Here is an 18,248-nt window from a genome sequence, read left to right on the forward strand (position 1 = left end):
GTTAAAATGGCGGTAAGTATACACAGCCGCCATGGGGGGCCAACCCCCGTAAAGCGGTGACGGCATCGGAACTTCGCTTTAAACTGCCACTCCCTTTTCAATCGCCTTCCTTTAATACCGCCGCGAGAGGATCTATGACTACCACGCCTAAACCTTTGGTCCTGATGATTCTCGATGGCTTCGGTCACAGTGAAAACCACCACGACAACGCCGTATTCGCGGCGAACAAGCCCGTACTGGACCGCCTGTGCGCCAGCGTACCCAATGGCCTGATCTCCGGATCGGGCATGGACGTCGGCCTGCCGGACGGCCAGATGGGCAACTCCGAAGTCGGCCATATGAACCTGGGCGCCGGACGAGTGGTATATCAGGACTTCACCCGCGTGACCAAAGCCATCCGCGATGGCGAGTTCTTCGAGAACCCGACCATCTGCGCCGCGGTGGATAAAGCCGTCGCCGCCGGCAAGGCCGTGCATTTCATGGGCCTGCTGTCCGACGGTGGCGTGCACAGCCACCAGGACCACCTGGTCGCCATGGCCGAACTGGCCTACAAGCGCGGCGCCGAGAAGATCTACCTGCACGCCTTCCTTGATGGCCGCGATACCCCGCCCAAAAGCGCGCAATCGTCTATCGAACTGCTGGACGCGACCTTCGCCGCCCTCGGCAAGGGCCGCATCGCCAGCCTGGTTGGCCGCTACTTTGCCATGGACCGCGACAACCGCTGGGACCGTGTGTCCCAGGCCTACAACCTGATCGTCGACGGCAACGCCGAATTCAACGCAGCCACCGCCCAGCAAGGCCTGGAAGCCGCCTACGCCCGTGGCGAGAGCGATGAGTTCGTCAAGGCCACCACCATCGGCGAGCCCGTGAAGGTCGAAGATGGCGACGCCGTGGTGTTCATGAACTTTCGCGCCGACCGTGCCCGCGAACTGAGCCATGTGTTCGTCGATGAGGGCTTCAAAGACTTCGAGCGCGCGCGCCAGCCGAAAGTCGAGTTCGTGATGCTGACCCAATACGCCGCCAACATCCCGGCCCCGTCGGCCTTCGCCCCGGGCAGCCTGGAAAACGTGCTGGGTGATTACCTGGCGAAAAACGGCAAGACCCAACTGCGTATCGCCGAAACCGAGAAATACGCCCACGTCACCTTCTTCTTCTCCGGCGGGCGTGAAGAACCGTTCCCCGGCGAAGAGCGCATCCTGATCCCGTCGCCGAAAGTCGCCACCTACGACCTGCAACCGGAAATGAGCGCACCGGAAGTTACCGACAAGATCGTCGACGCCATCGAACACCAGCGTTATGACGTGATCGTGGTCAACTACGCCAACGGCGACATGGTCGGCCACAGTGGCAACCTGCAAGCCGCGGTCAAGGCCGTGGAATGCCTGGACCTGTGCGTAGGCCGGATCGTCGACGCCCTGGAAAAGGTCGGCGGCGAAGCACTGATCACCGCCGACCACGGCAACTGCGAGCAGATGTCCGACGAGTCCACCGGCCAGGCCCACACCGCCCACACCACCGAGCCGGTGCCGTTCATTTATGTCGGCAAGCGCGACTTCAAAGTGCGCGAAGGCGGCGTGCTCGCAGACGTGGCGCCGACCATGCTCATGCTGATGGGGCTCAAGAAGCCTGCCGAGATGACCGGCACCTCGATTCTGGTCTAAACCAAAACGCCCTGTAGGAGCCGGCTTGCCGGCGATGGCGCCTGATTGATCACCACAAGGTTCAAGGCCCCCATCGCTGGCAAGCCAGCTCCTACAGTGAGTTAGAGGTGTTTTTGAGGGTGGCGTTTAGCCATACCCTGCCGTATGGCAGCTAACTTACCCATTGGGCGTTTTTTTTGCAGCGTGGGGCGGGCATACTAGGCCGTCCCTTTCCCTGGTGTCGCCCGCCTCTATGCTTCGCGCCTTGATTACCCTTGCTCTTGTCTGCGTGCTCCAACCGGCCCTGGCCGACGAGCGTGCGCAAACCCAACAACAGTTGGACGCTACGCGTCAGGACATTACCGAGCTGAAGAAACTGCTCGGCAAGCTCCAGGAAGAAAAATCCGGGGTGCAGAAAGACCTGCGCGGCACGGAAACCGAAATGGGCAAGCTGGAGAAGCAGGTCCAGGAGCTGCAAAAAGAACTAAAGAAGAGCGAGTCGGAACTGGAGCGACTCGACGGTGAGAAAAAAAAACTCCAGAGCGCGCGCGTTGAACAGCAACGCCTGATCGCAATCCAGGCCCGTGCCGCCTACCAGAACGGCCGCCAGGAGTACCTCAAGCTGCTGCTCAACCAGCAGAACCCGGAAAAATTCGCCCGCACCCTGACCTACTACGACTACCTGAGCACCGCGCGCCTGGAGCAACTCAAGAGCTTCAACGAGACCCTGCGCCAGTTGGCCAACGTCGAGAGGGAAATCGCCGATCAGCAAAGCCAGTTACTGGCCCAGAAAAGCAGCCTCGACACCCAGCGCGACGAGCTGGACAAGGTGCGCAAGGAACGCCAACAGGCCCTGGCCAAGCTCAACAGTGATGTAAAAGCCCGTGATGCCAAGTTGCAGGCGCGCCAGCAGGACCAGGCCGACCTGGCCAAAGTACTGAAAACCATCGAGGAAACCCTGGCACGCCAGGCCCGCGAAGCCGAACAAGCGCGGCAGAAAGCGCTGATCGCCCAGCAGGAAGCAGAAAAACAGCGCCAGCGTGAAGCCGAGGCGCTCGCCAGCGACGCCCCGCGTAAACCGGCGCGTGCAGCCCCCGGCCCACTGGTTTCCAGCGCCGGTGAATCGTTTGGCGGGCCTTTTGCTACTGCCCGAGGCAAACTTCCATGGCCAGTTGATGGTCGACTACTGGCACGCTTTGGTGAAACCCGTGGCGATGACACCCGCACCAAGTGGGATGGCGTGATGATCAGCGCCTCTGCGGGCAGCCAGGTGCATGCCGTGCACGGCGGGCGCGTGGTGTTCGCCGATTGGCTGCGCGGCGCCGGTTTGCTGGTGATTCTTGACCACGGCAATGGCTATTTGAGCCTTTACGGCCACAATCAGACGTTACTCAAGGCCGCAGGTGATGTTGTAAAAGCCGGTGAATCCATCTCCACTGTCGGTAACAGTGGCGGCCAGGACACCCCGGCGCTGTACTTCGCTATTCGTCAGCAGGGCCGCCCGAGCGACCCTGCACAATGGTGTCGCGCCCAAGGATAGGCCGCACCTACATTAGGAGTTCGTTCGACATGCTGCATTTGTCCCGCCTCACTTCGCTGGCCCTGACGATCGCCCTGGTGATCGGCGCGCCTATGGCATTCGCCGACCAGACCGCCCCGTCAGCCACGGCCGCGACCACCAAGGCACCGCTGCCGCTGGACGAATTGCGCACCTTTGCCGAGGTCATGGACCGGATCAAGGCAGCCTATGTCGAACCTGTGGACGACAAGACCCTGCTGGAAAATGCCATCAAAGGCATGCTCAGCAACCTCGACCCGCACTCTGCCTACCTGGGTCCGGAAGATTTCGCCGAGCTGCAGGAAAGCACCAGCGGCGAATTCGGTGGCCTGGGCATCGAGGTCGGCGCCGAGGACGGCATCATCAAGGTGGTGTCGCCAATCGATGACACCCCGGCGTCCAAGGCCGGCATCCAGGCCGGCGACCTGATCGTCAAGATCAATGGCCAGCCGACCCGTGGCCAGACCATGACCGAAGCCGTCGACAAGATGCGCGGCAAGGTCGGCCAGAAAATCACCCTGACCCTGGTGCGTGACGGCGGCAGCCCGTTTGACGTGACCCTGACCCGCGCCACCATCGTGGTCAAGAGCGTGAAGAGCCAGTTGCTGGAATCGGGTTACGGCTACATCCGCATCACCCAGTTCCAGGTCAAGACCGGCGACGAAGTGGCCAAGGCCCTGGCCAAGCTGCGCAAGGACAACGGCAAGAAGCTCAACGGCATTGTCCTGGACCTGCGCAACAACCCCGGCGGCGTACTGCAATCGGCGGTGGAAGTGGTCGACCACTTCATCACCAAGGGCTTGATCGTCTACACCAAGGGCCGCATCGCCAACTCCGAACTGCGCTTCTCGGCCACCGGCAAGGACCTCAGCGAAAACGTCCCGCTGGCAGTACTGATCAACGGCGGCAGCGCCTCGGCCTCGGAAATCGTCGCCGGTGCCCTGCAAGACCAGAAACGCGGTGTACTGATGGGCACCACCAGCTTCGGCAAGGGCTCGGTGCAAACCGTGCTGCCGCTGAACAACGAGCGTGCGCTGAAGATCACCACGGCGCTGTACTACACGCCTAATGGTCGTTCGATCCAGGCCCAGGGCATCGTGCCGGATATCGAGGTGCGTCGGGCCAAGATCACCAACGAGAGCGACAACGAATACTTCAAGGAAGCCGACCTGCAAGGTCACCTGGGCAATGGCAACGGCGGCGCCGACCAGCCAAGCGGCAGCGGACCGAAAGCCAAGCCGATGCCACAGGACGACGACTACCAACTGGCCCAGGCGTTGAGCCTGCTCAAGGGCCTGAGCATTACGCGCAGCCGTTGATATGCGTTTTGCGCTCATCCTCGCTCTGTTGTGCAGCCTGGCAGGAGTCGCCCAAGCGACTCCTGCCGACCAGCCCCACAAAGCCTACCTGACCCTGATCATCGACGACCTTGGGCAAAACCTGCCCAGGGATCGTCGCGTGCTGGCCCTGCCCGGCCCGGTGACGGCGGCGATCATGCCCGATACCCCGCACGCCGCCGAGTTCGCCCGCGAAGCCCATCGCGCCGGCAAGATCGTGATCCTGCACATGCCCATGGACCCGGCCACCGGCCCGTTCGCCTGGCACCCCGAGCTGCCTGTCGAAGAACTGGGCAAGCGCCTGGATGCAGCGTTCAAGGCCGTGCCCTACACCGCCGGCATCAACAACCATATGGGCAGCCGCATGACCGCTGAGCCTGGCGCCATGGCGTGGTTGATGGGCGAGTTGCAGCGCCGGCACAAGTTTTTCGTCGACAGCCGCACCAGCGCCAAGACCGTGGCCGCCGCCGAGGCACAGAAGATCAACCTGGCCCACGTCTCGCGGGATGTATTTCTGGATGACGAACGCACCGAAGCGGCCATCACCACGCAGTTGCAGACGGCTATCAAGCTGGCGCACAAACAGGGTTCGGCAGTGATGATCGGCCACCCATACCCACAGACCCTGGCGGTGCTGGAGCGCGAGCTGCCCAAGCTCAAGGCCCAGGGCGTCGAGTGGATTGATATCAAGCTGATGATCAGTGTGCGCAGCAACCAGGCCATGAGCGGCCACGGCAAAAATGGCATCTACCGCTAGATAGCTACCGCACCGCCGCACGTGAACACCTGAATAGTGAGCGGACAACACTCAACTATCAGGATGATCATGACCCCCTCTCGACACCTTCTCTCTGGGCTGTTGCCCAGCACCCTTTACACAGCCCTCATCGCTGCGCCCAGGCTTCTGCACAATAACCGGCAACAGCACCAAAGCCAGGCCCTGTGTACCGCCAGCCTGCTGGATACGCGCAATGCGCACGGAAAATCCGGTCCGGCCTATGTGGTGACCAGCAGCCATTGTCTGCATCGTCTCGGCGGTCTGGTGCATGAGGATCTGCCGATCAAGGGCAGCGTCAACTTCAACTATTTCGACGACACCCTGGAAACCATCAAGGCTTATCCACTCAAAACCCTCAAGTGGAGCAGCAGCCAAGGGGTGGACCTGGCCATCGTCGAGCTGCACACCTCGCTGGCAAGCCTGATTGACGATGGGATCACGCCCTTGAAACTGGCTGAGGCCGCGCCCGCCGATGGCGCTGACATTCTGGCCCTGACAGCGCGCCTATCGACGCCCGCAACGCCTATATCAACGACCCTATTGGCCCGCAAACCGCCCAGAACCCATCGCTCTGTTTCGCCCACTCGATGACGCGGTCAGCGGGCCAGAGGACCACCTCACCAAGATCCTTTTTGTAAATAACAAGCCTGTCAAAGTCTGCACCTATGCCTGTGATCAGGCCGACCAACCCTCAACCCTGCGGGTTGACTTCATAAAGCCTCGCTAACAACCGGAGCCCCACGAATGGAATCAATAAAATTTGGCAATCTGCTCATTAATTTCACAACGGAGTTCAGTCGACTCTGGGACAACAAGGGTTCACCCAACGCAGCACCCGTCAGTTTTTGGCGCCCGGTACCGTCCGCCGACTTCCTCACCGACTATTTTCCGCTCGGCGACCATGCGGTTGCCGGACACGACGGTATCAACCATAAAGCCACGGTCGCTGTGGTATCGGAGGCCCCTGCACTAACCGAAGAAGAGCGCAGTAAAGGCAACGCACTCATGCCACCCATCGAGTTCGAAAAAGTGTGGGATGACAAAGGCTCCAGTGCCCATTCGAACGGGGCCATCTGGCGCCCGCTTCCACCCACCGGCTATGTAGCAATGGGACTGGTGGCCACTGACGGCTACGAAAAACCTTCACTCAACACGATCCGGTGCGTTCGAGCGGATCTGGTGATTGCCTCATACATCAGCGACCCGATCTGGAACAACAGGCGCAGCCCCGCCCGGCTGGACTTCAGCGCCTGGGGCATCAGCCCTCCAGGGGCGGCGGCAGGCGAGGTGTACCTGTCGGCAGGAACCTTTGTCGGAGTCGCCAGCTATACCAAACCCTCGGTACACATTGCGGCTTATTCATTGCGCATGCAGATCCCCCTGCAGGCCAAGGCCCCGCCTCCGGCGCCAGCACTTGCAAGCGAGCGACAGCCTTCACCTTTCGAAAAGGCCGAAGTGACCTATATCGCAAAACTGGCCTGGTTTACCGTCACGGACCCCAATCTGTCGCCCCTCCAACAACTGCGTACGTCCCCCACTTACCGACTGGAACGATCGGACAAATACATATTGGTCGGGTTTGGTCATAACAACAGCTCGCTGAACCAGACCTTCAAATGGACCGCTACGCGAGGGCAGAACGGCAGTAGCCTCAAGACACTGACCGACACCACGGCCATCGAAATTGGCACCGAATGGGGTTTCAACGTGTGGGGCGCTTCGGGCAAGGTCTCGGCAAAACTCAGCGGCAGCCTCACGCACACGCAAACGTCCTCCGAAGGGTGGACCAGCTCGACCACTTTTGAAGTCAACGCCACAGTTCCCGCGCACAAGGCGGTAGCCGTCTATCTGGTGCAAAGCAATTACAAGCTGCTGCGGGAAAACGGTACGCAAGTGTCAACTAGCATCAGCTACACCGACGGTGACAGTGTGTATTGGAGCGAATACCCACCGGCCCGTGAATGCGCGGTCACTTGCAAGCCGTTGCCAGCGCCTGCCTCATGAACCGCTAGAGATAGCGCGCCATGATCTGATCGACCACGCCTTCCTTACGTAGCTGGTCCAGCGCCGCCTGCAGTTTGGCCACCACCTCATCCGGCACGTCCTTGTTCAGTGCCAGATACAGCTGGGCGCTGTTGAAGCGCAGCACCGTCTTGAGCCCGGAAACACCGACCTGGCGCGCCAGATACCGCCCGGCGGGGTCGCCGGTGGCCCAGAGGTCGATCTGCCCCTCCATGAGCTTTTGCGCATTGTCCTGGTCGCGCAGCACGATAATCGGCTTGAGCCCGCGTTTTTCCAGGGTCTGGGCAATGGCATCGCCTTTATAGGCACCGATCTTGTAGGTGCGGGCGTGCTCAAGGTCGGTCAGTTGGATGCTGCTGTCGGCCCTGGCCAGCAGCACCCAGTCATCCGGGCCGATGGGGCCGACCCACTTGAACAACGCTTCGCGGTCCGGCAGGCGCGCCATCACGAATACGCCGTAGCCTGGCTGTTCCAGGGCGAGTTTATAGATCCGCTCCCAGGGGAAGCGCAACGTGAGGTTGTAGGAAATGCCGGCCTGCTTGAAGGTCTCGCGGACAATGTCCACCGCAATGCCTTCGATGTTCTCGTCCTTGGCAAAATTCTTGCCGTTTTTCGCCATGTTGTAAGGCGGAAAGTTTTCCGTCAGCAGCACCAGGGAGGTGCCGGAAGGCTCGGCGGCGTTGGCCGAGCCCGCCAACAGAATGGAAGAACTGGCGAGGGCAAGCAGCAGGTCTTTGAACATGTAGGGTTACCGGAATCCATGGCAGGCCCCAGAGTGCCGCGAGCCTGTCATGGTGTCCAGTGGCGTTTAGCGTACGACGATGCCGCGTGCAGCCATGTAGGCCTTGGCCTCGGGAACGGTGTATTCGCCAAAGTGGAAAATGCTCGCCGCCAACACCGCACTGGCGTGGCCTTCGATGACGCCATCGGCCAGGTGTTGCAGGTTGCCCACCCCACCGGACGCAATCACTGGAATGCCCAGTGCGTCACTGATGGCGCGGGTCACGCCCAGGTCGAAGCCGTTTTTCATGCCGTCCTGGTCCATGCTGGTCAGCAAAATCTCACCGGCGCCCAGGCCTTCCATCTTCATCGCCCACTCCACCGCATCCAGGCCGGTAGGCTTGCGCCCGCCGTGGGTGAAGATCTCCCAACGCGGGGTTTCACCGGGGCCTGAGACTTTCTTGGCGTCGATGGCGACGACGATGCATTGTGAACCGAAATGCTGCGCGGCCTCGCCGACAAACTCCGGGTTGAACACCGCCGCAGTGTTGATCGAAACCTTGTCTGCACCCGCGTTAAGCAGGTTGCGGATGTCTTGCACGGTGCGCACGCCACCGCCCACGGTCAGCGGGATAAACACCTGGCTGGCCATGCGCTCCACGGTATGGAGCGTGGTGTCGCGGCCGTCGACGCTGGCGGTGATGTCGAGAAAGGTAATCTCGTCGGCGCCCTGCTCGTCGTAGCGACGGGCAATTTCCACCGGGTCGCCGGCGTCACGGATGTTCTCGAACTTGACGCCCTTGACCACCCGACCGTTGTCGACGTCCAGGCAAGGGATGATGCGTTTGGCCAGCGCCATGGTCAGTCCTCAGCCTTTGTAGGCATCGCAGTAAGCCTGGGCTTCGGCGACGTCCAGGGTGCCTTCGTAGATCGCGCGGCCAGTGATGGCGCCAATGATCCCCGGCGCCTTGGCGTCCAGCAGCGACTTGATATCGCCCAGGTTGTGGATACCACCGGAAGCGATCACCGGGATTTTGGTGGCAGCCGCCAGCGCCGCGGTAAACGGTACGTTGCAGCCCTGCATCATGCCGTCTTTGGCGATGTCGGTATAAACGATGGCGGACACACCGTCGGCTTCGAACTGCTTGGCCAGGTCGATTACCTGCACGGTGCTGATTTGCGCCCAGCCGTCTGTAGCGACGAAACCATCCTTGGCGTCCAGGCCCACGATGACCTTGCCGGGGAACGCGCGGCAGGCCTCGGCGACGAAGGCCGGGTCTTTCACGGCCTTGGTGCCGATGATCACGTAGCTCACGCCCGCCTTGACGTAGTGCTCGATGGTTTCCAGGGAGCGGATACCACCACCGATCTGGATCGGCAGGTTCGGGTAGCGCTTGGCGATGGCCGTCACCACTTCGCCATTGACCGGCTGGCCTTCGAAGGCGCCGTTCAAGTCCACCAGATGCAGGCGACGGCAGCCGCCCTCCACCCACTTGGCAGCCATGCTCACCGGGTCATCGGAGAACACCGTGGAATCTTCCATGCGGCCCTGGCGCAGACGTACGCAAGCGCCGTCCTTGAGATCGATAGCGGGGATAATCAGCATCTGGCAAACCTTATTCGATATTCAGCATTGCTCGGAAAATCAGGGTTTTTCGAGCGCCCACAAGTCGCTTTCGATGCTCTCGAACCTTTCTTTAAGGTGCGTCTGGGCATCGAAAATCGCCCTGTTGTAATAGTGCGGAGCAATTTCAGTGGTGAACAGTTCGAGGATCTCAGCCACCTCGAACGACCCGAGACGGAGCTCGAAGCGGTCTTCCATGAAACGCTTGATCTTGTCGGTCGCCTCACTCTCCTGCTGGGGAGTGAGGTTGAGGATCGGCGGCTTGATCTTCTTGGCCATTACCAGCGCCCGTCCCAGCTGGCGAAGTTCTGCAGCAACTGCAGGCCATGGGTATGGCTTTTCTCCGGGTGGAACTGCACGGCAAAGCGCGAGCCTTCGGCCAGGGCTGCGGCGAAATCGACGCCGTAGTGCCCGCCACCCACCACCTGGCGCGGGTTACCGGCGGCAATGTAGTAGCTGTGTACGAAGTAGAAACGCGCCATGTCCGGGATGTCGTGCCACAACGGGTGATCGACGGTGCGGCGCACTTCGTTCCAGCCCATGTGCGGGACTTTCAGGTGTTCGCCGTCTTCGTGCAGGTCCTTGCCGAAGAACTTCACATCCCCCGGGAACAGGCCGATGCAGTCGACGCCGCCGTTCTCTTCACTGCGGTCGAGCAAGGCTTGCATGCCCACGCAGATCCCGAGGAACGGCCGGTCCTGGCTGACTTCGCGCACCAGGCTGTCAAAGCCCAGGCGGCGGATTTCGGCCATGCAATCGCGAATAGCGCCCACACCGGGGAACACCACACGGTCGGCTTCGCGGATCACCTGCGCATCGCTGGTGATCAGCACCTTGCCGGCGCCGACGTGTTCGAGGGCCTTGGCCACCGAATGCAGGTTGCCCATGCCGTAGTCGATAACCGCGACCGTCTGCATTACAGAACGCCCTTGGTCGACGGCATTTGCCCGGCCATGCGGTCATCCAGCTCCACCGCCATGCGCAGGGCGCGGCCGAAAGCCTTGAACACGGTTTCGATCTGGTGGTGGGTGTTGGTGCCGCGCAGGTTGTCGATGTGCAGGCTGACCAGGGCGTGGTTGACGAAGCCCTGGAAGAACTCCTGGAACAGGTCCACATCAAAGCCGCCCACGGTGGCGCGGGTGTAGGGCACGTGCATCTGCAGGCCTGGGCGGCCCGAAAAGTCGATGACCACACGCGACAGCGCCTCATCCAGCGGGACATAGGCGTGGCCGTAACGGCGAATGCCTTTTTTGTCGCCGATGGCCTTGGCAAACGCCTGGCCGAGGGTGATACCGACATCCTCCACGGTGTGGTGGTCGTCGATATGCAGGTCGCCCTTGCTGACGATATCCAGGTCGATCAGCCCATGACGGGCGATTTGATCCAGCATGTGCTCAAGAAAAGGAACACCGATATCAAATCGGGCCTTTCCGGTGCCATCCAGGTTGATCGAGGCTTTGATCTGGGTTTCCAGAGTGTCGCGCTCGACGGACGCCTTACGTTCGGCCATCACCAGCTCCGCAAAATCATTGGGCGAAAAAGGTGGCCATTATAGGGGCTGCGGGCGCTAAACAGAAACATCGAAGGGGATAAGACTGACGGCCTGTCGGGGATAGACATGTGCATACAACCCCCGACAAGCACGCAACAACCCTTGTAGGAGCCGGCTTGCCGGCGAAGCATTCGCAAGATCAGCATCGACCTCACTGACGCCATCGCCGGCAAGCCGGCTCCTACAGGTTTTTACATCAGTGGAATAGCACTGCAGTCTTCTGCAAGGTCACCCACACGCCCCACGCCAGCGGGATACCTACAACCAGCCAGGCAGCAATGGCCAATGGCACGGTGCCAGAGGCTGCTTTCCACTCCAGGGAAGTGCTGGCATCGGCGCCCTTGTCATGGCCCAGGGCCTGTTCGGCAGCCAGTTCGGCGTCGGTCATGAAGTACTTGTCGGCCACCGGGCGTACCAGCAGGTTGCAGATAAAGCCCAGCACCAGCAGGCCGGCGAGGATGTACAAGGTGATGTCATAGGCCGCGGCGCGTTCGACGCCGATGCTCAACTGATACTCACGCAAGTAGTTCACCAACACCGGGCCCAGCACGCCGGCCGCCGCCCAGGCGGTGAGCAGGCGACCGTGGATCGCGCCGACCATTTGCGTGCCGAACAGGTCCGCCAGGTAGGCCGGTACGGTCGCGAAGCCGCCGCCGTACATCGACAGGATGATGCAGAACGCCGCCACGAACAGCGAGACGTTGCCCAGGTGGCCGAGGTTCGGGATCAGCGCATACAGGGCAAAGCCCAGGGCGAAGAACACGAAGTAGGTGTTCTTACGGCCCAGGTAGTCGGAAAACGACGCCCAGAAGAACCGCCCACCAATGTTGAACAGGCTCAGCAGCCCGGTGAAACCCGCCGCGATGGCGGCGATGGAGGCCAGTTGCCCGGCATCCAGTTGGCCAAATGGCACGTCCACGCCCAGCAGCTTGCCGCCAAATACTTCCTGCAACAGCGGCGACGCCATGCCGAGGATGCCGATACCGGCCGATACGTTCAGGCACAGCACCAGCCAGACCAGGCGAAATTGCGGGGTTTTCCAGGCCACGTTCACGTGCACGTGACGGTGGGTGATCATCGCGTTGCTGGCTTTTTTCGCCGGCGCGGTCCAGCCCTCAGGCTTCCAGCCGGTCGGTGGCACGCGGTAGGACAAGGCACCGCCGATCATGAACACGAAGTAGATCGCGGCCATTACCAAAAAGCTCTGCCACACGCCCACGCCGGTCGGCGAGGCAAAGTGGCCCATCAGCGCTGCCGCCAGCGGCGCACCGACCATCGCCCCGCCGCCAAAGCCCATGATCGCCATGCCGGTGGCCATGCCGCGCTTGTCCGGGAACCACTTGATCAGGGTCGAGACCGGCGAGATATAGCCCAGGCCCAGGCCGATACCGCCAATGACCCCGGAGCCGAGCCACATCAGCCAGATCTGGTGGGTATAGATCCCCAGCGCCGAGATCAGCAGGCCACCACACCAGCACAGTGCCGAGACCACACCGGCCTTGCGCGGCCCGGCGTGTTCCAGCCAGCCGCCCCAGATCGCTGCCGAGCAGCCCAGGAAGATGAAGAACAGGGTGTAGATCCAGCCCAGCATGGAAATCGGCCAGTCGCAGGACGACGAGAAGATCTGCGCGATAAAACTCATGTCCGGCGCACAAGCCACCGGCGCGGTCACACCCAGCGCCTTGGACAGTGGCAGCCAGAACACCGAGAAGCCGTAGGCCATGCCGATGCACAAGTGGATGGCCAGGGCGGCCGGCGGAACCAGCCAGCGGTTGAAACCGGGCTTGGCGATGATGCGCTCCTTGGACAGGAACGCAGGCTGCGCAGCAGTAACGCCGGCCGCAGTGCTAGTGTTCATTGGTGTTTCCCCCAGTTATTGGTCTGTGTTCGCCAGGCGCTCTCCTCCTCGGCCTTTGCACGCAATGCGTGGCCGTTTTGTCGAGTGAAGCTCCTTGTAAGCGCGACGTTTCGTCGCAGAAGGCGGGCGAACGCGCAAAGATTAGCATCTGGCGCAGCGAGAGAAACCAAACTGACACTACCTTTTTCGGTTCATCTGTTTTGTTTGACACTATGTAACGATGCGTAAACAGCCGTGGACCTCGCGGCGTTATACTCTGCGGCTAAATTTTAAAATCGACACACAAGGACTCGCCCATGAAAGCGTTCGGCAAAATCCTGGGTCTGGTACTTCTCGGGCTGTTGCTGATCATTGTGGCTCTGGGCTTTGCCCTGACCCACCTCTTCGATCCCAACGACTATAAAGACGAGATTCGCCAGATTGCCCGCGACAAGGCCCACATCGAGCTGACGCTCAATGGCGATATCGGCTGGAGCCTGTTCCCCTGGCTGGGCCTGGAGTTGCATGAAGCCAGCGTGGCTACCCTGAGCAATCCTGCCCAACCGTTTGCCGACCTGCAGATGCTCGGCCTGTCGGTACGCGTGCTGCCGCTGCTGCGCCGCGAAGTGCAGATGAGCGATGTGCGCGTCGAGGGCCTGAACCTGCGCCTGACCCGCGACAAGCAAGGCCATGGCAACTGGGAAGATATCGGCAAGGCACCGCCCGTTGCAGCTACCGGCACCGCCGAGGCACCCGCGACGACTGCGCCAACCACGGCGCCAGCGCCGGAGAAACCGGCCCAGCCGATCCGCCTGGACATCGACAGCCTGACGGTCAACAACGCCCGCATCGAGTACAACGACGAGCAGACCGGCAAGCAGTTCAGCGCCGAAAGCATCCAACTGAGCACCGGTGCCGTGCATGAAGGCGCAAGCATTCCGGTCAAGCTCACCGCGTTCTTCGGCAGCAACCAGCCGGTAATGCGGGTCAAGAGCGAGCTCAACGGCGAGCTGCGTTTTGATCGTGCCCTCAAGCGCTATCAGTTCGAAGACATGAAAATCGCAGGCGAAGCCACTGGCGAGCCGCTGCAAGGCAAGACCGTGACGTTTGCCACCCAGGGCCAGTTGCTGGTGGACCTGTCGGCAAACATTGCCGAGTGGACCGGCCTCAAGCTCTCGCTCAACCAACTGCGGGCACTGGGCGAACTGAAGGTCAACGACCTGGATAAAACCCCGCAGATCAGCGGCGCCCTGTCGATTGCCCAGTTTGACCTGGCCAAGTTCCTCGACAGCGTCGGCCAGCCGCTACCGGCCATGGCCCCAGAGAGCCTGAGCAAGGTCGAACTGGTCAGCCGCCTGCAAGGCACGCCGTCGAGCATGGCCCTGGAAGACCTCAACCTCAAAGTCGATGGCAGCACCTTCACCGGGCGCCTGGCGGTGGAGGACTTTGCCAAGCAAGCCCTGCGCGTGCAGTTGAAGGCCGACACGTTCAATGCCGACCACTACCTGCCCGCCAAGTCCGAGGCCGCCAACAGCGCCGCCGTTGCGCGCAAGGCCGAGGTGCAGAGCAGCGAAGCCGGGGCCATGGCCGCCGGTGGCACCACGCCGTTGCCGGACGCGCCGACCAAAGGCGCCTGGAGCACCGACAAGCTACTGCCACTGGCGCGCCTGCGCAGCCTGGACGTGATTGCCGACCTGTCCTTCGGCCAACTGACCCTGAGCCAGTTGCCCATCGAGAATGCAGCACTCAAGGCCTCCGGCCAGGGTGGCCAGCTCAAGCTCGACACCTTGAGCGGCGGTCTCTACAACGGCACGTTCCAGGCCAGCGGCAGCCTCGATGCACGGGAGGATGTGCCGGTGCTGGCGCTACAGACCAAAATCAAGCAAGTGCCGGTCGAGCGCATCCTGCAGGCCCAGGGGCAGACCCCGCCGGTCAAGGGCCAGATCACCCTCGACAGCAACCTGAGCGGGCGTGGCAACAGCCAGAAAGCGCTGATCGACAGCCTCAACGGCACCGCCAGCTTCGTCATCAACAATGGCGTGCTGCTCAATGCCAACCTTGAGCAACAACTGTGCACCGGCATTGCCCTGCTCAACCGCAAGACCCTGGCCGCCACACCGCGCAGCAAGGACACTCCGTTCCAGGAACTCAAGGGCAACCTGACCTTGCGTAATGGCGTGGCCAGCAACCCGGACCTGAAAGTGCGCATCCCCGGCCTGACCGTCAACGGCAATGGCGACGTGGACCTGCGCGTACTGGGCATGGACTACCGCGTGGGCATCATCGTCGAAGGCGACAAGCGCGACATGCCGGACCCGGCCTGCCAGGTCGGCTCGAACTTCCAGGGCATCGAAGTACCGCTGCGCTGCCGTGGCCCGCTGGAGCTGGGTGCCAAGGCCTGCCGCCTGGACAAGGACGGCCTGGGCCAGGTGGCCGCTAAAATGGCGGGCAACAAGCTCAGCGAGAAGATTGAAGAGAAGCTCGACAAGGTCAATCCCAAGCTCAAAGACGCCCTCAAAGGTTTGTTCAACCGATGAGAAACGAGCAATTTTCAGCGGCCGTGCTCGACTGGTACGACCGTCACGGCCGCCATGACCTGCCCTGGCAACAGGGCATCACCCCGTATCGGGTGTGGGTCTCGGAAATCATGCTGCAACAGACCCAGGTCAGCACCGTGCTCAATTACTTCGATCGCTTCATGGCCTCGCTGCCAACGGTCGAAGCCCTGGCGGCCGCGCCGGAAGATGAAGTGCTGCACCTGTGGACTGGGCTGGGCTACTACACCCGGGCACGCAACCTGCAAAAGACCGCGAAGATTGTCGTCGCCGAATACGGCGGCGAGTTTCCCCGCGATGTAGAGAAACTCACCGAGCTGCCGGGCATCGGCCTGTCCACCGCCGGCGCCATCGCCAGCCTGAGCATGGGCCTGCGCGCGCCGATCCTCGACGGTAACGTCAAGCGCGTGCTGGCACGCTTTACCGCCCAGGAAGGCTACCCGGGCGAGCCCAAGGTGGCCAAGCAGCTGTGGGCCACTGCCGAGCGCTTTACCCCCCACGACCGCGTCAACGCCTACACCCAGGCCATGATGGACATGGGCGCCACCCTCTGCACCCGCAGCAAGCCCAGCTGCCTGCTGTGCCCCCTGGAAAAGGGCTGCGAGGCGCACATGCTGGGCCTGGAAACCCGCTACCCGATCCCCAAGCCACGCAAGACCATCCCGCAAAAGCGCACGCTGATGCCGATGCTGGCCAACCAGGAGGGCGCGATCCTGCTTTACCGTCGCCCCTCTACAGGGCTGTGGGGCGGGCTGTGGAGCTTGCCGGAACTGGACAACCTGAACGATCTGGAACACCTGGCCAACCAGCACTCACTGGCGCTGGGCAAACATCAGGAACTACCCGGGCTGGTGCATACCTTCAGCCACTTCCAGTTGGCTATCGAACCCTGGCTGGTGCAGGTCGAGGAATCGGCCCATCACGTGGCCGAGGCCGACTGGCTCTGGTATAACCTCGCCACCCCGCCGCGCCTGGGCCTTGCCGCCCCGGTGAAAAAACTGCTGAAGCGCGCGGCCGACGTATTGAACGCAGGAGTTTCGTCATGACCCGCACCATCATCTGCCGCAAGTATCACGAAGAACTGCCCGCCCTTGAGCGCGCCCCATTCCCGGGCGCCAAGGGCCAGGACATTTTCGACCACGTCTCCGCCAAGGCCTGGGCCGACTGGCAGAAGCACCAGACCCTGCTGATCAACGAAAAACGCCTGAACATGATGAACGCCGAAGACCGCAAATATCTGCAGGGCGAGATGGACAAGTACTTTTCCGGCGAGGATTACGCCAAGGCCGACGGCTACGTGCCGCCTGCTCAATAATTGAGCAAAAACCGGGGTTGGCACGTAAGCGACGGTAATAATTAAATATTTTTTGAAAACTTGCTTGACGACCCCCTGAAAAACCCGTTTAATGCGCCCCGTTGCCCAGATAGCTCAGTCGGTAGAGCAGGGGATTGAAAATCCCCGTGTCGGCGGTTCGATTCCGTCTCTGGGCACCACTTATTAGTTTCAGGTGGTGCAAACATCATCTGGAACACCCAAGAAACCCGCCTAGTGCGGGTTTTTTGTTGCCTGCGATTTAGTGCGCCAGCGCCCCTCTGGTTACTTTTAGGTTAACGCCAAGCCTCACGGGCATCCGATGTGTTATTTATCGCGCTGCTCAACCGTCTAGCCTTAATCCACTCTTCAGCAAGGTAGTTACTTCATGACCAGGTATTTGTTCTGCACGCTGTTAATGCTGACAGCGCTGCTCAGCGGATGCGCCACGACGATGGACGTCGCGATCAATGCAACCCCTGATCCGGACTATCACTTTGACCGACAGGCGCCCGTGCTGGTGACATCGGTCGGCGGCAATAGCGAGAATGCGCTCAATGCCCGCTACTACCTGCGCGACATGGTCAGCGCCATGAAGGACCAGGGGTTTCGCGAGGTCTATACCGACGTGACCCTACCCAAGAATCGCACGCCAAAAATCACCATCACCCTCGATATCGACAGCCACCAGGTGACCTACCGCTATACCGCCACCGAGTATGGGCAGGTGCCAACCAGCACCTCTACCGTGTGCAAGAACAGCAAGAAAAAAAGCGACCAGATGATCTGCACCAGCACGCCGAACACCACCTATGGCCCGGTAGGCAGTTCGGAACGCACCGGCTACACCACCCTCACCACCTTCACCGCCACGGCTCGGGATGAAGCGAGCAAACGCGCGGTGTACCTGCTGCGGGTAACGTCCTACAACGAGGACTGCCAGGCGGCCAAGGTCGAGGCCTTCCTGGTGCAGCAGGGCTTGCAGAACCTGAACTTCCAGGACCGTGTGCAGCGCAACTACAGCGTGACGATGCCCGAGGGGTATCGCTGCAAATAGTTCGTCGCCCCATTCCAGGTAGTGCACGGCGAATGTCACTTCGCAGTCCTGCCTGACGGCCAGCCTTGATTGCCCCTCCCCGCACAGGGCGACCCCACCCGGTCGCCCGCATCAAACATCCCCCCCGCCAAAAAGCCAGGCTCGACTGAAGCCCATAGTTGCTAATAGCAATTATTATCATTTAAGCTGGCGCGCAAAATCCCCCCTGCACCACTAAAAATAATCAAGGAGCTGCGATGCCTTCTGCACGCGAGCC

The 18,248-nt window shown here is 61.4% G+C and carries 17 protein-coding genes and 1 tRNA gene; 11 read left to right on the forward strand and 7 right to left on the reverse strand.

Features of this window, described 5'->3' with window-relative positions; genetic code table 11:
- Window positions 1-134: 134 nt before the first annotated feature.
- The 6 genes from gpmI to HBO11_RS21890 all read left to right on the forward strand — a co-directional run bounded on the left by gpmI (window position 135) and on the right by HBO11_RS21890 (window position 7,317).
- A complete protein-coding gene (gpmI, locus tag HBO11_RS21865; RefSeq protein WP_169955648.1) occupies window positions 135-1,661 on the forward strand; it encodes a 2,3-bisphosphoglycerate-independent phosphoglycerate mutase in 1,527 nt (508 codons plus the stop codon).
- A gap of 232 nt (window positions 1,662-1,893) precedes the next feature.
- Complete coding sequence (locus tag HBO11_RS21870; protein ID WP_169955647.1) at window positions 1,894-3,180, forward strand: murein hydrolase activator EnvC; 1,287 nt, start codon at window positions 1,894-1,896, stop codon at window positions 3,178-3,180.
- Window positions 3,181-3,209: 29 nt separating this feature from the next.
- Entirely contained in the window at window positions 3,210-4,517 is a 1,308-nt protein-coding gene (locus HBO11_RS21875) for a S41 family peptidase (RefSeq protein ID WP_169955646.1), read from the forward strand.
- Between the two features lies 1 nt (window position 4,518).
- Window positions 4,519-5,292 carry a divergent polysaccharide deacetylase family protein gene (locus tag HBO11_RS21880; RefSeq protein WP_169955645.1) on the forward strand — a complete coding sequence of 258 codons (774 nt, stop codon included), beginning with the start codon at window positions 4,519-4,521 and terminating at the stop codon, window positions 5,290-5,292.
- A gap of 69 nt (window positions 5,293-5,361) precedes the next feature.
- Window positions 5,362-5,904, forward strand: a complete 543-nt coding sequence (locus HBO11_RS21885) for a hypothetical protein (protein ID WP_178121770.1) — start codon at window positions 5,362-5,364, stop codon at window positions 5,902-5,904.
- 153 nt (window positions 5,905-6,057) lie between these two features.
- Complete coding sequence (locus HBO11_RS21890) at window positions 6,058-7,317, forward strand: Vps62-related protein (protein WP_169955644.1); 1,260 nt, start codon at window positions 6,058-6,060, stop codon at window positions 7,315-7,317.
- A gap of 4 nt (window positions 7,318-7,321) precedes the next feature.
- On the opposite strand, the gene HBO11_RS21895 is transcribed toward HBO11_RS21890, so the two are convergent.
- The 7 genes from HBO11_RS21895 to HBO11_RS21925 all read right to left on the reverse strand — a co-directional run bounded on the left by HBO11_RS21895 (window position 7,322) and on the right by HBO11_RS21925 (window position 13,089).
- Window positions 7,322-8,077: an ABC transporter substrate-binding protein gene (locus HBO11_RS21895; protein WP_169955643.1), complete on the reverse strand. Its 756-nt coding sequence runs from the start codon at window positions 8,075-8,077 to the stop codon at window positions 7,322-7,324.
- Between the two features lie 66 nt (window positions 8,078-8,143).
- The gene (gene hisF / locus HBO11_RS21900; RefSeq protein WP_003171107.1) at window positions 8,144-8,914 is read right to left on the reverse strand and encodes an imidazole glycerol phosphate synthase subunit HisF; all 771 of its coding nucleotides are present in this window, start codon (window positions 8,912-8,914) and stop codon (window positions 8,144-8,146) included.
- A gap of 9 nt (window positions 8,915-8,923) precedes the next feature.
- On the reverse strand, window positions 8,924-9,661 hold the full coding sequence (gene hisA / locus HBO11_RS21905) for a 1-(5-phosphoribosyl)-5-[(5-phosphoribosylamino)methylideneamino]imidazole-4-carboxamide isomerase (protein ID WP_038445290.1): 738 nt from the start codon (window positions 9,659-9,661) through the stop codon (window positions 8,924-8,926).
- Between the two features lie 39 nt (window positions 9,662-9,700).
- Window positions 9,701-9,958, reverse strand: a complete 258-nt coding sequence (locus HBO11_RS21910; protein ID WP_169955642.1) for a DUF2164 domain-containing protein — start codon at window positions 9,956-9,958, stop codon at window positions 9,701-9,703.
- On the reverse strand, window positions 9,958-10,596 hold the full coding sequence (hisH, locus tag HBO11_RS21915; protein WP_169955641.1) for an imidazole glycerol phosphate synthase subunit HisH: 639 nt from the start codon (window positions 10,594-10,596) through the stop codon (window positions 9,958-9,960). Before hisH ends, HBO11_RS21910 begins: the two co-directional genes overlap by 1 nt.
- On the reverse strand, window positions 10,596-11,189 hold the full coding sequence (hisB, locus tag HBO11_RS21920; protein WP_003218037.1) for an imidazoleglycerol-phosphate dehydratase HisB: 594 nt from the start codon (window positions 11,187-11,189) through the stop codon (window positions 10,596-10,598). Before hisB ends, hisH begins: the two co-directional genes overlap by 1 nt.
- Window positions 11,190-11,427: 238 nt before the next feature.
- Window positions 11,428-13,089 carry an OFA family MFS transporter gene (locus HBO11_RS21925; protein WP_169955640.1) on the reverse strand — a complete coding sequence of 554 codons (1,662 nt, stop codon included), beginning with the start codon at window positions 13,087-13,089 and terminating at the stop codon, window positions 11,428-11,430.
- 296 nt (window positions 13,090-13,385) lie between these two features.
- Here HBO11_RS21925 and HBO11_RS21930 point away from each other — a divergent pair, with 296 nt between their 5' ends.
- From HBO11_RS21930 to HBO11_RS21950, 5 genes are all read left to right on the forward strand, one after another.
- A complete protein-coding gene (locus HBO11_RS21930) occupies window positions 13,386-15,605 on the forward strand; it encodes an AsmA family protein (RefSeq protein WP_169955639.1) in 2,220 nt (739 codons plus the stop codon).
- Entirely contained in the window at window positions 15,602-16,669 is a 1,068-nt protein-coding gene (gene mutY / locus HBO11_RS21935; protein WP_169955638.1) for an A/G-specific adenine glycosylase, read from the forward strand. The genes HBO11_RS21930 and mutY overlap by 4 nt, the downstream gene beginning before the upstream one ends.
- The gene (locus tag HBO11_RS21940; RefSeq protein WP_038445278.1) at window positions 16,666-16,938 is read left to right on the forward strand and encodes an oxidative damage protection protein; all 273 of its coding nucleotides are present in this window, start codon (window positions 16,666-16,668) and stop codon (window positions 16,936-16,938) included. Before mutY ends, HBO11_RS21940 begins: the two co-directional genes overlap by 4 nt.
- Window positions 16,939-17,041: 103 nt before the next feature.
- Window positions 17,042-17,117, forward strand: a tRNA-Phe gene (locus tag HBO11_RS21945).
- Window positions 17,118-17,323: 206 nt separating this feature from the next.
- Window positions 17,324-17,992 (forward strand): hypothetical protein, encoded by a 669-nt coding sequence (locus tag HBO11_RS21950; protein ID WP_169955637.1) that lies wholly within the window; start codon window positions 17,324-17,326, stop codon window positions 17,990-17,992.
- Window positions 17,993-18,248 lie beyond the last annotated feature (256 nt).

This window comes from Pseudomonas sp. WS 5010 (assembly GCF_012985565.1).
Lineage (GTDB): Bacteria > Pseudomonadota > Gammaproteobacteria > Pseudomonadales > Pseudomonadaceae > Aquipseudomonas.

Bases quoted from the DNA above. Each gene is read 5' to 3' on its own strand.
- gpmI (WP_169955648.1), top strand. From the start codon at position 135: ATGACTACCACGCCTAAACCTTTGGTCCTGATGATTCTCGATGGCTTC.
- HBO11_RS21870 (WP_169955647.1), top strand. From the start codon at position 1,894: ATGCTTCGCGCCTTGATTACCCTTGCTCTTGTCTGCGTGCTCCAACCG.
- HBO11_RS21875 (WP_169955646.1), top strand. From the start codon at position 3,210: ATGCTGCATTTGTCCCGCCTCACTTCGCTGGCCCTGACGATCGCCCTG.
- HBO11_RS21880 (WP_169955645.1), top strand. From the start codon at position 4,519: ATGCGTTTTGCGCTCATCCTCGCTCTGTTGTGCAGCCTGGCAGGAGTC.
- HBO11_RS21885 (WP_178121770.1), top strand. From the start codon at position 5,362: ATGACCCCCTCTCGACACCTTCTCTCTGGGCTGTTGCCCAGCACCCTT.
- HBO11_RS21890 (WP_169955644.1), top strand. From the start codon at position 6,058: ATGGAATCAATAAAATTTGGCAATCTGCTCATTAATTTCACAACGGAG.
- HBO11_RS21895 (WP_169955643.1), bottom strand. From the start codon at position 8,077: ATGTTCAAAGACCTGCTGCTTGCCCTCGCCAGTTCTTCCATTCTGTTG.
- hisF (WP_003171107.1), bottom strand. From the start codon at position 8,914: ATGGCGCTGGCCAAACGCATCATCCCTTGCCTGGACGTCGACAACGGT.
- hisA (WP_038445290.1), bottom strand. From the start codon at position 9,661: ATGCTGATTATCCCCGCTATCGATCTCAAGGACGGCGCTTGCGTACGT.
- HBO11_RS21910 (WP_169955642.1), bottom strand. From the start codon at position 9,958: ATGGCCAAGAAGATCAAGCCGCCGATCCTCAACCTCACTCCCCAGCAG.
- hisH (WP_169955641.1), bottom strand. From the start codon at position 10,596: ATGCAGACGGTCGCGGTTATCGACTACGGCATGGGCAACCTGCATTCG.
- hisB (WP_003218037.1), bottom strand. From the start codon at position 11,189: ATGGCCGAACGTAAGGCGTCCGTCGAGCGCGACACTCTGGAAACCCAG.
- HBO11_RS21925 (WP_169955640.1), bottom strand. From the start codon at position 13,089: ATGAACACTAGCACTGCGGCCGGCGTTACTGCTGCGCAGCCTGCGTTC.
- HBO11_RS21930 (WP_169955639.1), top strand. From the start codon at position 13,386: ATGAAAGCGTTCGGCAAAATCCTGGGTCTGGTACTTCTCGGGCTGTTG.
- mutY (WP_169955638.1), top strand. From the start codon at position 15,602: ATGAGAAACGAGCAATTTTCAGCGGCCGTGCTCGACTGGTACGACCGT.
- HBO11_RS21940 (WP_038445278.1), top strand. From the start codon at position 16,666: ATGACCCGCACCATCATCTGCCGCAAGTATCACGAAGAACTGCCCGCC.
- HBO11_RS21950 (WP_169955637.1), top strand. From the start codon at position 17,324: ATGACCAGGTATTTGTTCTGCACGCTGTTAATGCTGACAGCGCTGCTC.